The organism is Opitutaceae bacterium TAV5, from assembly GCA_000242935.3.
Lineage (GTDB): Bacteria > Verrucomicrobiota > Verrucomicrobiia > Opitutales > Opitutaceae > Geminisphaera.
On the sequence record CP007053.1, the window covers coordinates 4,206,719 to 4,220,238 of the forward strand.

11 protein-coding genes are annotated in these 13,520 nt (G+C 65.9%); 4 read left to right on the forward strand and 7 right to left on the reverse strand.

Features of this window, described 5'->3' with window-relative positions:
* Positions 1 to 354: 354 nt before the first annotated feature.
* Positions 355 to 1,038 (reverse strand): hypothetical protein, encoded by a 684-nt coding sequence (locus OPIT5_18025; GenBank protein AHF91830.1) that lies wholly within the window; start codon positions 1,036 to 1,038, stop codon positions 355 to 357.
* Positions 1,039 to 1,366: 328 nt separating this feature from the next.
* A complete protein-coding gene (locus tag OPIT5_18030; GenBank protein ID AHF91831.1) occupies positions 1,367 to 2,251 on the reverse strand; it encodes a phytochrome sensor protein in 885 nt (294 codons plus the stop codon).
* Positions 2,252 to 2,362: 111 nt separating this feature from the next.
* Between OPIT5_18030 and OPIT5_18035 the strand changes: the two genes are divergently transcribed.
* Positions 2,363 to 3,088, forward strand: a complete 726-nt coding sequence (locus OPIT5_18035) for a glycosyltransferase family 1 (protein AHF91832.1) — start codon at positions 2,363 to 2,365, stop codon at positions 3,086 to 3,088.
* 43 nt (positions 3,089 to 3,131) lie between these two features.
* Here the strand turns inward: OPIT5_18035 and OPIT5_18040 are convergent, their stop codons facing one another.
* From OPIT5_18040 to OPIT5_18050, 3 genes are all read right to left on the reverse strand, one after another.
* Positions 3,132 to 3,482: a hypothetical protein gene (locus tag OPIT5_18040; protein AHF94506.1), complete on the reverse strand. Its 351-nt coding sequence runs from the start codon at positions 3,480 to 3,482 to the stop codon at positions 3,132 to 3,134.
* A 191-nt stretch (positions 3,483 to 3,673) separates the two neighbouring features.
* Entirely contained in the window at positions 3,674 to 3,859 is a 186-nt protein-coding gene (locus OPIT5_18045; protein ID AHF94507.1) for a hypothetical protein, read from the reverse strand.
* A gap of 109 nt (positions 3,860 to 3,968) precedes the next feature.
* Entirely contained in the window at positions 3,969 to 5,327 is a 1,359-nt protein-coding gene (locus OPIT5_18050) for a multidrug transporter MATE (GenBank protein AHF91833.1), read from the reverse strand.
* A gap of 175 nt (positions 5,328 to 5,502) precedes the next feature.
* Here OPIT5_18050 and OPIT5_18055 point away from each other — a divergent pair, with 175 nt between their 5' ends.
* Both OPIT5_18055 and ggt read left to right on the forward strand, forming a co-directional pair.
* Complete coding sequence (locus tag OPIT5_18055; GenBank protein AHF91834.1) at positions 5,503 to 6,159, forward strand: LuxR family transcriptional regulator; 657 nt, start codon at positions 5,503 to 5,505, stop codon at positions 6,157 to 6,159.
* 256 nt (positions 6,160 to 6,415) lie between these two features.
* Positions 6,416 to 8,164: a gamma-glutamyltranspeptidase gene (gene ggt, locus OPIT5_18060; GenBank protein ID AHF91835.1), complete on the forward strand. Its 1,749-nt coding sequence runs from the start codon at positions 6,416 to 6,418 to the stop codon at positions 8,162 to 8,164.
* A gap of 108 nt (positions 8,165 to 8,272) precedes the next feature.
* On the opposite strand, the gene OPIT5_18065 is transcribed toward ggt, so the two are convergent.
* Entirely contained in the window at positions 8,273 to 10,243 is a 1,971-nt protein-coding gene (locus OPIT5_18065) for an ATP-binding protein (GenBank protein ID AHF91836.1), read from the reverse strand.
* Positions 10,244 to 10,391: 148 nt separating this feature from the next.
* Between OPIT5_18065 and OPIT5_18070 the strand changes: the two genes are divergently transcribed.
* Positions 10,392 to 12,086, forward strand: coding sequence for a gamma-glutamyltransferase (locus tag OPIT5_18070; GenBank protein AHF91837.1), 1,695 nt, complete (start codon positions 10,392 to 10,394; stop codon positions 12,084 to 12,086).
* Between the two features lie 636 nt (positions 12,087 to 12,722).
* Here OPIT5_18070 and OPIT5_18075 read toward each other — a convergent pair.
* The gene (locus OPIT5_18075; protein AHF91838.1) at positions 12,723 to 13,469 is read right to left on the reverse strand and encodes an N-terminal cleavage protein; all 747 of its coding nucleotides are present in this window, start codon (positions 13,467 to 13,469) and stop codon (positions 12,723 to 12,725) included.
* Positions 13,470 to 13,520 lie beyond the last annotated feature (51 nt).

Consider the following 13,520-nt stretch of genomic DNA (forward strand, 5'->3'; position numbering starts at 1 on the left):
CGCCACATATCGGTGCCAACTCCAACCGTATTCCGGAATGACAGATCCCTTTTACGGGAACGCATCCAGGGTTTTGGCATGAGCGATCGGGGGAAATGGAAACGCTCCGCTCGCATGGGACCGGATTTGCCAATGCAGGTGGCAATCCGTCCCGGCATCTCCAATTCCTCGCGACGCCCGGGTTATTTTCGAAACCACGAACGCATCTCGACCTTCGCTTCTGCATGAGGTTTCTGTCAATCCGGACCTTCGCTTCACCGAGCACCGCAAAAAATCGTACCTTCCCCTCCGCCTCTTTCCATGAAACGTCATTGGAGAGAGTTCAAAACGGCTCCGGCAACTGTTCTTTTGCGCTCATGATTTCCGGAGGGGTTCTACGGATCGGGAATTGCGGGAGTCACTAGCCTGCGAGGACGTTGGCAAGAGCTGCCGGGCGAGGATGCTCATCTCGATGACGGAAAAGAGCAGCAGCGCATACCCGAGGAGTTCGGTGCTTTCTTCCGCCATCGTCTTGGCAATCTTGATGTAACCCTCCTGCAGCGCTGTCCGCCAGAGATATTGGGTGCCGAACAGACGGGAGAACACATAGGTGGTCAGAAAACCGCCCATGAACAGGCCGCAGGCGGAGGTGGGCAGGTAAAGTTTCATGCCGGCCAGAAAGGACAAACGGTTTTTCCAGATGTGGAAAAATACGATGGCAAGGGTGGAAAACACGAGCACCTGCCAGCAACCGTCGAAGACATATTCGTCGAGAAAGGCGTCGCATTCCCTGATGAAGGAAACCCCCGTAAAGGTCGCAAGAAGCAGGGCCGCGTGCCGGATTTCCGACCTGCCGCGCCAGATCCGCAGGCAGATCACCGTCGAGGCGAGGAGCAGTACCAGTTGCGTCATCTCCACCCACGAAGTCTCGTCAAACCGGTTCAGGCCGCTCCGGGCATCCCGGTAGATCAGGTACGAAATGCACAGGATTCCGGCAATGTAGGCCGCAAAACGGGCGACGGCCGGGAGAATGGCCTTGATGGAGGATTTCATTGTCATTTTGTATGGATACAAAAGGTTTTTGCATGACAGCGGCATGATTGCCGCACGTCCCGTGTTCTCCGGAGGGAGATATCCGGCTTGGCGGCCGACGCGGCAGGGAGGCCGCCCGGGAGAGTGGTCAGCAGACACCGGGCAGCGGTGAAGTGCAATAGCATAGTAGTCCGGATGTAGCATTAAAATGAATACGAAGCCGGTTTAACTGTTAGCCCGCTTGCCTTCCTGTCATCGGCGTCGTCGGGCCGGGCGTTTTCTTGCCCGGGAAACGGAGCGTGCGCGACATCGCCTTTGGCGGGAAACGCCGGTGATGCGTGTGGCAAAGCGAGCCTTACGACGGAAACTGTTGCCGTATGAGGTGGCGATAGCTGCGCCCGACAGGAAGCGGTGGATGGCCGGAACCGAGGCCGATCTGCCAGTCGCCGGAGGGGAGATGGAGACGTTGCCGGATAGCGGTTCTGTTGACGAGATAGCGGCGGTGGATGCGCAGGAAATGCCCCGGCGGCAGCACGTTTTCCCACATCGTCAATGTCTTCAACTGGAGGAGCGGACGGCCGCCGGAGAGAACGAGCCGGGTGTAATCGCCGGCAGATTCGATGTAGAGGAGTTGATCCGGCGGCAGGGCGAAAGAGCTCTCGCCCTGACGGACAAAGATCCGGGGCGCGTCCGCATCCTGCCCGGTGACCGCGTCGGAAGGGCGGCCGGTGCGGGAGCGCTCGATGGCGGCGGAGATGATCCGCGCCGCCTCGTGCAGCGCGGCGGCGTCCTCCGGCGTCCAGGTGACGAACGAGCGCACACCGTCGTAGCCGGCGAACCCGACGAGTTGCCGGCGGCTCCGCAGCGGGATGCACAGGACGGTGCGCGAACCCTGGCGTTTCAGTTCGGCGCGCAGGGCCGCGGTGCCGGGAGGCATCGAGCGGGTGTCGTAAAACACATCCCGCCCGGCAAGGATTTCGCGGTGCAGCGGGCCGAGCATGGCGACAGGTATGTCCTGCAATTCCTTGACGAAGCGTCGCACGCCGGGGCGCACCCATTCGTGGGAGTTGGAAAAGTGCGTGAGTTTCGGGCTGTAACGGATGACCCACGCGCGGTCCGCCCGGTGAGCCCGGCCCAGCGCGCCGAGGAGGCGATTGACCGCTTCATCGACGGGGCGCTCGATGAACCAGCAGGTCACCTGGCGCCAGAAGGTCGGGGAATCGAACGGGATTTTTGGCACCGGTCACGGTAACACGGGCGGCGTTTCCCGCCAGTCGTTCGTCGGTGAAAAATCGCTGTTGATCGAAAACCGGTTGCGACGATGCGCGGGCAAACCAGTTGCAGGAGGTTGATGAACTACCACGCATCCGGGAATCCGCTTTCCTTTTTTCTGCGCGCCGGCCGGCTGGCGCTTTTTTCCCTGGTCCTGGCCAGCGCCGTCGTGGCGCGGGCGCAGACGGTGATCGCCAATCCGGTGGGAGAGATTGCCGCCGGCGAGGGTTTGACGATTGATGCGGAGAACAGTCAGGGCATCCGCTTTTCGATTGCCGGTGAGCTGACGGTCACGGGCATCACGGTGACGTTCTTGTCGTCGGACGGCAATCCGGTCGTGGCGGTTTTCATGCGGGCCGGCGAGGACGGATTTCCGGCTTCCGGTCCCATCAATCCGGGCCATCCCGATGTTGTGAACCCGGGGGATGCGGTGCTGTTTTCTCCCGGCGTTTTTTCGGATACGCCGACCCCGGTGCAGATCGATCTGGTGACGACGCTCGGGGCGGGCGAGTACATCTTTGCGATCGTGCCGCTGGAGTATGGTTATTCGAGCGTGTTGCAGGCTTACGGTGCTGTTTCCGGGAGCGAAACGGTGAGTTACGCGCAGGAATTCGGTGTGGACGGCTGGACGGGGGCGTGGTCCCTGTCGGACAGACAGGCGGACATCCGCATCCAGGGCACGCTGGCCGTCATCCCGGAGCCGGCGACTGCGGGTGCGTTGCTGGCCGGTGCCGGGATTCTGTTCACGTGGGGGACCAGACGTCATCGAGCCAGCCGCATACGCGCGCAGTCGTTCGACAAATGAGGCGCGCATCCATCCGTCGTATTGGCTGGCAGGCACGTGCCCGCTAGCGGGAAGCGCTTCGCAGAAAGTCGGCTTCCCTGCCGGTTATGCGTTGGATGATCGCATCGATGACATGGACATCGGCTTCGTCGCTCATTCGAAAATTGCCGGGATGGGCATCGAAGAGCGCGATGCCCCGGTCGATGTTGAGGAAGCTCATTGTGCCTGTGCGTCCGATATGCACACCGGCAATCAGCCGGTAGTCCAGGCCAGCCATGCACTCCACCATCTCCTCCTGCGTTGCCGGGCGTCCCGGGATGTCGGCCTGCGAAATCGCGATCCTCCAGTCGTCACCTTCCCGCCACAACCCTTCCAGCTCGATGGTTCCGCCCAGTTCTTCGTTATGAAGCAGCATTCTTTCCAGATACTGCAGCGGAGTTGCCTCTATTGCCGAAACGCCAAGAACCTCAAATGGCGGAGTATCGGACCAGTCAAATTCGCCTATGAGGCCGTTGCGACCTCCGTGGGTCATCTTCCACCAGCGGCCGGTGTTTTCATCGAAGACGACATCATGTTCGCCATGCCGTTTGGGCGATCCGAACCGGATCAGCGGATTTTCCGAAAAGAAAAGACCGTGCGCCCTTGCCCATTCGCCAAGCGACTCTCTTTCGCGGGCTCTACGAGCACTCCGTTGATGTAGTAAGGCTGATTGTGATCCGCCCAGGCTTCGGCGGAGGTACGCCGCCGCATCTGCAAGGCTTTTTCCCTGAGTTTCGCCGGGTTGATTTTCATGCATCAAAAGGTGACGTTTTTGGGCTGAATGGCGAATTTTTTCAAGAATCCCTTCACCGCCAAAGCAGAGGTTCGGCGGGTGTGCCGTGTTTCGACGCCTCCCGGTCTTTCATCGCGTCAGCCGTGCCAGCCGCCAGACGAGCAGCACGGCGGCGATGGCGAGGCCGCTGGCGAGTGCGCCCCAGATGCCGAGCGCACCGGCCGGGCCGCGCACGCCAATGAAGTAGCCCGCCGGAATGGCCAGCAACCAGTAGGCGGCAAAGGTGATCGCCGTCGGCACACGTACATCCGTGAGCCCGCGCAACGCCCCGACCGCCACGACCTGTGCGCCGTCGAAAAGCTGGAAAATCGCCGCCACGATCAGCAACCGGGCGGCCAGGGCCACGACTTCCGGGTCCTCGGGCACGAAGCCGCGCGCGAGCGTGGCGCCCGCCAGCCAGAAAAACAGCGCCGCGGCGCTCATGAAGACGCAACTCATCGCGAGGGAGCCGAACGCCGTCGGGCGGCGCGCCGCCAGGCGTCCTTCGCCGACGAGGCTGCTCATGCGGATGCCCACTGCCATCGAAAGGCCGAGCGGCACCATGAACGTCACTCCGGCGCAGGTGAGCGCGATCTGGTGCGCCGCCAGCGCCGGTGCGCTGATCCAGCCCATCATCAACGCCGCCATGGTGAAGGCCGTGACCTCGAACAGCAGCATGGCCGCCGCCGGAGCGCCGATTTTCAGCATCTCGCGGAAGCCGGCGGCATGCAGGCGGGCGGTCCAGCGTTGCCAGAGTCCGCCGGCATCGCCGGGGCGGGCACGCGGCCAGGCGTCACGCAGGCGTTGCGCGCGGCGCGCCCATGCGATGATCGCAACCAGCGTGCCGAGGCGGGCGAGCAAGGTGGCCAGGCCCGCGCCGGTGAGCCCGAGCGCGGGGGCGCCGAGCTCGCCGTAGATGAGTATCCAGTTAAGTACTACGTTGAGACCGACGCCTCCGAGCATGATGACCATCGGGATCCATGGACGCCCGAGCGCCTCGGCAAATTGCCGGAATGCCTGGAAGAGCATCGCCGGCACCACGGAGAGGGCGATCAGCACGTAGTAGGGGCCGACGATGGCGATGACTTCCGCCGGCTGGCCGAAGTGGTGGAGCTGCCCGGTCAGCGGCAGCATGAGGGCGAGCTGGAGGACGCAGGTGAAGGCGGCGAGAGCCACGCCGTGCTTCAGCCACGAGGCGATGCCGGCCGGGTCGCGCGCGCCATGCGCCCGGGCCGTGAAAAGGGACACGGGCACGAGCAGCCCGAGTCCGCCCAGGAAAATCACGTTGAAAACGCTTCCGGCAAACGCGGCGGCGGCCAGTTCGGTGGTCCCGACGCGGCCGATCATCACGCTGTCGGCGACGTTGATGAGCATCTGGCTCGTCTGGCCGACGATGATGGGAACGGCCAGCGCGAGGGTGGCGCGGGCTTCTTTAAGGACAGTGGACATGGACAGGACCCGCCAGCAGGAGGCATTCGGCCGCCTCCGGCAAGCCCCTGCGAGGGGGATAATGCCGGGCGCGAGCCGGAACGGGGCTCCCGGACCAGGCAAGGGGCGGGCATGGCGTGATCCTACGCCATCGAACGCACTTGCGCGGCCGGCCCGACGAAGCACGTTGTGCATCATGACTGCTCCCGTCGCAACCGCAGGCAGACGTTTTGTGCTGATCGACGATACCGCGACCTTGCGCGAATTGCTGAAGGACGAACTCGCGCGCCGGTTCCCCGGATCGACGGTACTGGATTTCGAGGACGGCAAGGACGGGCTCGCGGCCTGCATCGCGAATCCGCCCGATCTGCTCATTGTGGATCTCTACCTGCGCGACACGGACGGCCGCGACATCGTGCGCGAACTGCGCAAGCGGGCCATCCGCATCAAGGTCATCGTGCTCACGGCGCATCCGGACGCCGGGCTGCCGGCCGAACTGGTGGGGCTGGGGGTGGCGGGGTTTGTGGACAAAAACTCGCCCCTCGACCAGATCGAGCGCGCCGTGCAGCGGGTGCTCGAGGGCGGCATGTTTTTTTCGGCCGCGGTGCCGCCGCCGGTGCCGTCGCACGACAGCGCGCCGGACTTGCCCCGGGTGGGGCCCGAGGTGCTTTCGGAGCGGGAAAAAGAGGTGGTGCGCGCGGTGGCCCGCGGATTTTTGTCGAAGGAGGTCGCCGACCAGCTCGGCCTGAGCACGCGCACGGTGGAAAAACACCGTTCGCGCATCCTCGCCAAACTCGGGCTGCGCGATGTGCCGTCGCTGGTGCGCTGGTGCCTGCGCAACGGGCTGGGCTGAGGCGGCGGCGTCCTCGCCGCCACTCCAATGCCCGGGAGCTTGCTCCGGGGATTTTTACTTTTGGGAATTTCTAAAAATTCATTTTTGAACAGAAGGAAACAAAGGTAACGAAGGTAAAAACGAAGAAGACTCTGAATAAAAGTTATTAATTATAATAAAGTTAAACAGGAATGAATGGTAAACGGCCTTGGTTGTTCTCCGTTCTCTTCGTTGCCTTCTGTTCAATTTTTAGAAGTCCCCTTTTCCTTTTGTCTCCATGCATCTGTCCCTGCGCCCGATCCTGCTGCTTCTGGTCCTGTCCTGCCATTCGCTCTCCGCGGCCGCGCCCGGTGCGGGCGGTCCGCAGGTGGCGGAGACGCGGCGGGGGCTGGTCGTCGCGGCCGAGCGGCTCGCGGCGGAGGAGGGCGCGGCGGTGTTGCGGCGGGGCGGCAATGCGGTGGATGCGGCCGTGGTCACGGCGCTGGCCTTGGCCGTCACCTATCCGTGCGCGGGCAATATCGGCGGCGGCGGTTTCATGATGATCCGGCAGGCCGACGGCGAGGCGGTGGCGCTCGATTTCCGCGAGACCGCGCCGGGCGCATCCACGCGCACGCTTTATCTCGACGCCGCGGGCGAGGTCATCCCGGACGCCTCCACGATCGGCTTCCGGGCGGTGGCGGTGCCGGGCACGGTGGCGGGCCTGGCGCGGGCCCTGGAACGGTTTGGCTCGGGTAGTGTGAGCTGGGCCGACGCCGTGACGCCGGCCTGGCGGCTGGCGAGCGAGGGTTTCACGGTCACGCCGGAGTTTGCCGCGGAGCTGCGCGCGACCCGCGAGTTGCTGGAACGCAACGCCGCCGCCCGCCGGATTTTCCTGCGCGACGGCCGGCTCTACGAGGCCGGCGAGACCTTCGTGCAGCCGGACCTGGCCGCCACCCTCGCGCGCTTGCGGGAGGAGGGGCCGCGCGAGTTCTACACCGGGCGCACGGCGACGCTGATCGCGGAGGACATGGAGAAACACGGCGGCCTCGTCACGCGCCAGGATCTGGCCGGCTACCGGCCGGCGGAGCGGGCGCCGGTGCGCGGCACCTATCGCGGATACGAAATCCTCGCCATGCCGCCACCGAGTTCGGGCGGCGTGGCCCTGCTGCAAATGCTGACGATGCTCGAACCGCGCGACATCGCGGCGCTGAAGCCGGCGAGCGTGGAAAAAATCCATCTGTTCGCCGAGGTGATGCGGCGCGCCTATGCCGACCGGGCGGAGTTTGCCGGCGATCCCGATTTCAACGACATCCCGGTGCGGGCGTTGCTGCGCCGTGACTACCTGGAGCGGCGCATGGCGGACTTCGATCCGGAGCGCGCCACGCCGAGCAGCCGCGTGGGCGGCGGTCCGCTGCCGCCGCCGGAATCCACCGAGACCACGCATTTTTCGGTGCTCGACGCCGACGGCAACGCCGTCAGTTGCACCTACACGATCAACGGACTTTACGGCTCCGGCGCGGTGGCCGAGGGGACGGGCATCCTCCTCAACAACGAGATGGACGATTTTACGTCAAAACCCGGCACGCCCAACGCCTACGGCCTGATCCAGGGCGAGGCCAACAGCATCGGCCCCGGACGCCGGCCGCTGTCGTCGATGACACCGGTGATCGTCGTGCGCGAAGGCCGCGTGCGGATCGTGACGGGCAGCCCCGGCGGCTCGACGATCATCAACACGGTGCTGGAGGTCGTGACCAACCTGATCGACCACGGCATGACGCCGGCGGAGGCGGTGGCTGCGCCGCGGTTCAACCACCAGTGGATGCCGGATGCGATCTCGCACGAGGCCGGTCTGGCGCCGCCGGAGGTGCTGGCGGCGCTGCGCGCGAAGGGGCACACGCTGCGGATGCGCCGGCTGTACGCGAACGATGTGGCGCCAGCGGCGAGCACGCAGGGCAGCGCGGAGACGATCGTGGTCGATCCGGAAACAGGCCTGCGCACGGGCGTGGCCGACGGCCGCCGTCCGGGCGGCGCGGCGGTGGCGGAATAGGCGCCGGCTGCGCCGGGGGAGTTTGTAATTGGAAGTTGGAAGTTTGTCGTTGATTTCCTGTTTCGCGGGCTGGAGACCAACTTCCAACTACCAACTTCCAATTACAAACTACAAACTCCCCCCGCTCCCCTCGGGAGCGGGGGGCTCCGCGAGCGGCAGGAGGACGCGGAACAGCGCGCCCTGGCCGGGCTGGCCCTCGACCTCGAGCATGCCGTCGTGCATCGAAACCAGTTCGCGCGCGATAAAGAGGCCGAGACCGCTGGAATCCTCGCTCGCCGTGGGCTCGGCGGAGAGCGGCTGAAACGGACGGAACATCCGCGCAAAATCCTCCGGCGTGAGCCCGGGGCCGGTATCCTTCACTTCCGCATACACCCAGCGGCCGGAACGCCCGAGGGAGAGATCGACGCGGCCGCCGGACGGCGTGAACTTGAGGGCGTTGGCTACCAGGTTGTCCAGAATCTGGCGCAGGCGGCCGGCGTCGGCGAGGACGGGCGGGAGCGGCTCGGCGGCGGTGATCAGGCTCAGGCGCTGCCGCTTGGCTTCGGCCAGCGGCGTGAAATTTTCGACGGTGTCGCGGGCGTGGGTTTCGAGATCGACCGGGACGCGGTGAAGCTGGAGCCGGCCGGCCTCGATCGCGGCGGAATCGAGAAATTCGCGGACGAGCCCGCCCATGCGGAGCGCGTCGGTGCGGATGTGGCGGGCGAGATCGGCCACGGCGGCGGTCTCGCCGGGTTTTTGTTCGATCCGGCGGGCGGAGGCGCCGAGGGCGGCGAGGGGAGCCTTCAGGTCGTGCGAGGCGATCTGGAGCAGGCGCGACTTGAGGCGGGCGGCGCGCTCGGCCTCGGCGCGGGCGTGTTCGTGGGCGGCGCGGGCGGCGCGCTCGGCCTTGAGGCGGGCGCGCTGGAGGGCGACGAGACCGGCGGCGAGGCCGAGACCGACGGCCAGCGCGACGGCGAGAAACGTGATCTGGAGGCGGCGTCGGCGGATTTCGGCGGCGGCGGTTTCCTGGTCGCGGCGGAGCATCTCGATCTCGTGCTCGCGGCGTTCGCTCTGGTAACGGGCGTTGAGCTCGGCGACGCGCAGGCGCGTCTGTTCGTCGAGCAGGGCTTCGCGGGCCTCGGCATAGCGGCGCTGGTAGAGGAGCGCGGAGCGGAGTTCGCCGAGGGATTCGTGGGAGCGGGCGAGTTCGCGGTAGATCTCGGCGAGGACGGCCTGGCTGCCGAGAGGCCCGGCGAGCGCGAGGGCGGTGCGGAGATGTTGCACGGCCTCGTCCACACGGCCGAGGCGGCGGAGGGCGGCGGCGACGCGGCGGTGGCCGCCGGCGATGCGCCGCGTCTCGTCGTGCTGCCGGTAGGTGGCGAGGGCTCGCTCGTAGTTGGCGAGGGCGGCGGAGGGATCGCCGGTGGCGAGGGCGATGGTGCCGATGTTGGTGAGGGAATCGGCCGCGCCGAGGGCGTCGCCGGCGGATTCGCGGAGGGCGAGGGCGCGGGAGTGGAGGGCGAGAGCGCCGGGGTAGTCGCGGCGGGCGAGGCGGTTGTTGCCGGCGTTGTTGAGCACCCAGGCGATGCGGGCGGGCTCGCCGAGGCGTTCGGCGGCGGCGAGGGCGTCGGTGAAGTGGCGTTCGGCGGCGTCGAACTGGCGGGCGCTGGTGTAGGTGACGCCGAGCGTGGCATGGGCGCGGGAGAGGAGGTCGGGGTCGTCGAGCGTTTCGGCGAGAGGCAGGAGGCGGTGGCAGGTCTCGATGGCGGCCGGGTAGTCGCCCACGCTCCAGTGGGTGCGGGCGAGGACGTAGAGGAAGCCGGCGAGGAGGCGGGTGTTTTTTTCCTGTTCGGCGCGGGCGATGCCTGCGCGGGAGAGGTCGAAGGCCTGGCGGTAGTCGCCGCGCACGCGGGCGGCGGCGGCTTCGTTCAGGCGGGAAGAGAGATCGGGAGCGGCGTCGCCGGGATCGCCCGTGGACGCCTCGGCAGCTTCGTCGTCGTCGAGGGCGGACAACTCGACCGGATCGGCCGCGAACAGGCAACCGGCGGCAAAGAGGACGGCAGCGAGGAGCCGGGCGGGAACGGTGGCGAGCGAAGGCATTCCGGAGGGGAACAGATAGAGCGACGACGCGCCGGGCGCAAACCCCGGCTGCGGGGAATCCGGGAGGGGCGCTGCGGCATGGGCATGGCGTAGAAATACCCTCCAGCCGGGTTTTGCGAGGAAAGGGGAAATGGTGTCACGTGGAGGCATGCAACGCGGATATGTCCACGCCCGAGCCCTGTTTTTCGCCCTCGTGTTCCTGCTGGCGGCGGTCGCCCGCCCGATGGCGGCTCCGATGCCGGTGCAGGTGGCGGAGGGAAAACACGGGATGGTGGCGGCCGGGCATCCCGATGCGACGGCGGCGGGGCTGGCAATGTTGCAGGCGGGCGGCAACGCCATCGACGCGGCGGCCGCGGTGGCGTTTGCGCTGGGCGTGACGGAGCCCTACGGCTCGGGCCTCGGAGGCAAGCTGATGCTGGTGTACCGGGAGGCACGTTCGGGCAAGGTTTACGTGGTGGAGGCGCTGGACGCCGCGCCGGCGGGGCTGGACGAAAAGGCGTTCCGGGCCACGCCGCTGGCGCAGCGTCAGGGAGGAGCCCTTTCGGTGGGAGTGCCGGGGTTGACGGCGGGCGTGCTGGCGGCGCACGGGCGCTGGGGGGCGCGGCCGCGGGTGGACGTGATGGCGCCGGCGATCCGGCTGGCGCGGGAAGGGTTCGAGGTGCGGGCGGCGCAGGTGAAGTTTTTCCGGGCGCAGGAGGCGAAGCTGCGGGCGAATCCGGAGGCGGCGGCGTTCTACCTGCCGGACGGCCGGACGCCGGAGACCGGGCAAAAGCTGCGCAACGAGGACCTGGCGCGGACGATGGAGGTGATCGCGGCGCGCGGCGCGGACGGATTTTACCGGGGGCCGGTGGCGGAAAAAATCGTGGCGGCCTTGCGCGCGCAGGGCAGTGCGATGCGCGTGGAGGATTTTGCGCGCTACCAGGCGCGGACGGTCGAGCCGCTGGCGGTGCGGTTTCACGGGGTGGATATTTATTCCGCCCCGCCGCCGGTCTCGGGCGGCGGGGTCTACCTGCTGACGCTGGCGGCGCTGGGCGACGAGCGCCTGCCGGGCAAGTCGGTGCTGGAGCCGGCGGCGATGGACCGGGTGATGCGGCTCTACCTGGAGGCCGATGCGCGCGGGCGCGCCGTGCTGGGCGACCGGGAGGATTCGCGGTCGCGCTGGCAGCAGTTGCTGGCGCCGGCGATGCTGGCGGAAATCCGCCGGCAGGCGGCGCCGAAGACGCGGGTGGCGCTGGAGCCCGCCGCGCCGGAGACCGACGAGGCGATGGCGGCCGAGACCACGCACTTCGTGGTGATGGACGCGGAGGGCAACGTGGTCAGCGCCACGCAGTCGCAGAGCAACCACTTCGGTTCGGGCCTCGTGGCGCCGGGCACGGGCGTGGTGCTCAACAACAGTCTTTCCAATTTCAATACCACGCGCGGCAACCCCAACGAGGCGATGGCGGGGCGGCGTCCGCGCACGACGATCGCTCCGACGATTTTCGTGAAGGCCGGCCGGCCGGTGGCGGCGCTCGGGGTGCCGGGCGGCAGCCGCATCCCCAGCGCGATGGTGCAGGTGACGCTGGACTATCTGGCCTACGGGCGTCCGCTGGACGAGGCGATCGGCGCGCCGCGGTTTCATCCGGTGACGCGGCGCGGCGGATCGGCGGAGAGCCGTTTCGAGACCGAGCGCGAGACCGACTACGTGGTGGCGGAGGCACTCCGGAGCCGGTTCGGCTGGCGCGACGGCACGGAGGGGACGACGGAGTCCTTTGGCGGCTTCACTGCGGTGGAGCTGTTGCCCGACGGCGGCAAGCGCGGCTTCGCCGACCAGCGGCGTTCGAACACGGCGATGGGGTATTGAGTTTCCGGTGACGCGACGGACGGGAAAGGGAATCCGTGCCGGCGAAGGCCGGGGTGGATGCGTCGCAACCGGAGGAAGGGCCGAACAAGGGCGAAAAAATCATTCTGCCCTGTGTGGTCCCCCCGCGTGCGTTGCCGCCATGCCGACGACTCAAAGCATCTGGATTTTCACACAAAGATCGCGAAGACCGCAAAGGTTTGGTTACCTGGAACTTCGTGGCCTTCGCGATCTTGTAGGAGAACTTTGTGTAAAATAAAAACATCAGAGACGCCGGTACAAACGCGATGAAGGGCTTCATGTGTGACGGGATTCTCACGCACCCTCGCGGCCAGCCGGATTAGATCTAACGGGAGAAGCAGGTGCGAAAGGAAAACTGCCAGAGGCCGGAGACCGGGGAGAATGGCCACAAAAAACACGAAAATTCTTTCCGCCCGGCGGGGATCTCCCGTGCGCTTATAAGCGCGATGGAGGGTTTCATGCGCGGCGTGTTCTTTTGTGCTTTTTGTGGCCATCCGTTTTCTGGTTCCGGCGCAGCCCGCCTGTGATTGTGCCATGAATCCGGATACAAAAAGGCGGCCTTCGGAGTGAAGGCCGCCGCAAGGGAAGGGAATACTGCGCGGGAAAAGCGACGATGATTCAGGGATTGACGGGAAGGTTGTCGAGCTTGCGCGATTCCACATGGCCGTCGAAGAAGGCGTAGTTGCGGCCACCTTTGTGAGCAGGGAGAACCTCATTGGAGGCGCCTGCATCCGGGTAGCCCGAATAGCCTCCATAGTTGATGCTGTCGGCATCACACAGCATCCATATCCGGGTTAGCTCGGTCACGCCGGATGTGGCATCGGCCATGAGACCTCCATCCAGCCGCTTGGGAGATTTCCCGGAGGCGCCGAAGAAATAAGTGGGCGATGTATCAACCTGATTGTTACAAAGGTAGGTGACCCCGGTGGTGCTTGCCCGGTAGCCGGCTTCATTGCCGAGGCAGCGCCAGATGCCCATGGACTTGCCGGCATCCAGGTAGTGATTGAGGACACCGCTGAGCTGGGCATTGTCCGTTTCCTTGCTGACAATAACATCGATGGTTTTGCCGTCCGATTTGGCCCCGGGAGGAATGATGCCGCGATTAATCGTACCGTAATCACCTTCGCTGGTGAGGTTTCCGGGAAGGATTCCTCGATTGTCGTTGGCGTAGGTGATGACAGCGGTGGCAATCTGCCGCAAGTTGGAAGCGCAGACGGCCTGGCGGGCGGAAGCGCGCACCGAGCTGACAGTGGGAATGATGATGGCGGCGAGGATGCCGATGATGGCGATGACGGTGAGAAGCTCGATGAGCGTAAAGGCGGACTTCGATGCGCGCGTGGCAGCGGGACGAATGGCTGTTTTCATTTCAGGATTATTACATTGCAGGGAGCGTGCCGACAGGGGCGGGTAGAACTA

What these genes read in the sequence shown, in the direction of transcription:
- OPIT5_18025 (AHF91830.1), bottom strand. Translation starts at nt 1,038, where the DNA reads ATGACAATGAAATCCTCCATCAAGGCCATTCTCCCGGCCGTCGCCCGT.
- OPIT5_18035 (AHF91832.1), top strand. Translation starts at nt 2,363, where the DNA reads ATGAACTACCACGCATCCGGGAATCCGCTTTCCTTTTTTCTGCGCGCC.
- OPIT5_18040 (AHF94506.1), bottom strand. Translation starts at nt 3,482, where the DNA reads ATGCTGCTTCATAACGAAGAACTGGGCGGAACCATCGAGCTGGAAGGG.
- OPIT5_18045 (AHF94507.1), bottom strand. Translation starts at nt 3,859, where the DNA reads ATGAAAATCAACCCGGCGAAACTCAGGGAAAAAGCCTTGCAGATGCGG.
- OPIT5_18050 (AHF91833.1), bottom strand. Translation starts at nt 5,327, where the DNA reads ATGTCCACTGTCCTTAAAGAAGCCCGCGCCACCCTCGCGCTGGCCGTT.
- OPIT5_18055 (AHF91834.1), top strand. Translation starts at nt 5,503, where the DNA reads ATGACTGCTCCCGTCGCAACCGCAGGCAGACGTTTTGTGCTGATCGAC.
- ggt (AHF91835.1), top strand. Translation starts at nt 6,416, where the DNA reads ATGCATCTGTCCCTGCGCCCGATCCTGCTGCTTCTGGTCCTGTCCTGC.
- OPIT5_18065 (AHF91836.1), bottom strand. Translation starts at nt 10,243, where the DNA reads ATGCCTTCGCTCGCCACCGTTCCCGCCCGGCTCCTCGCTGCCGTCCTC.
- OPIT5_18070 (AHF91837.1), top strand. Translation starts at nt 10,392, where the DNA reads ATGCAACGCGGATATGTCCACGCCCGAGCCCTGTTTTTCGCCCTCGTG.
- OPIT5_18075 (AHF91838.1), bottom strand. Translation starts at nt 13,469, where the DNA reads ATGAAAACAGCCATTCGTCCCGCTGCCACGCGCGCATCGAAGTCCGCC.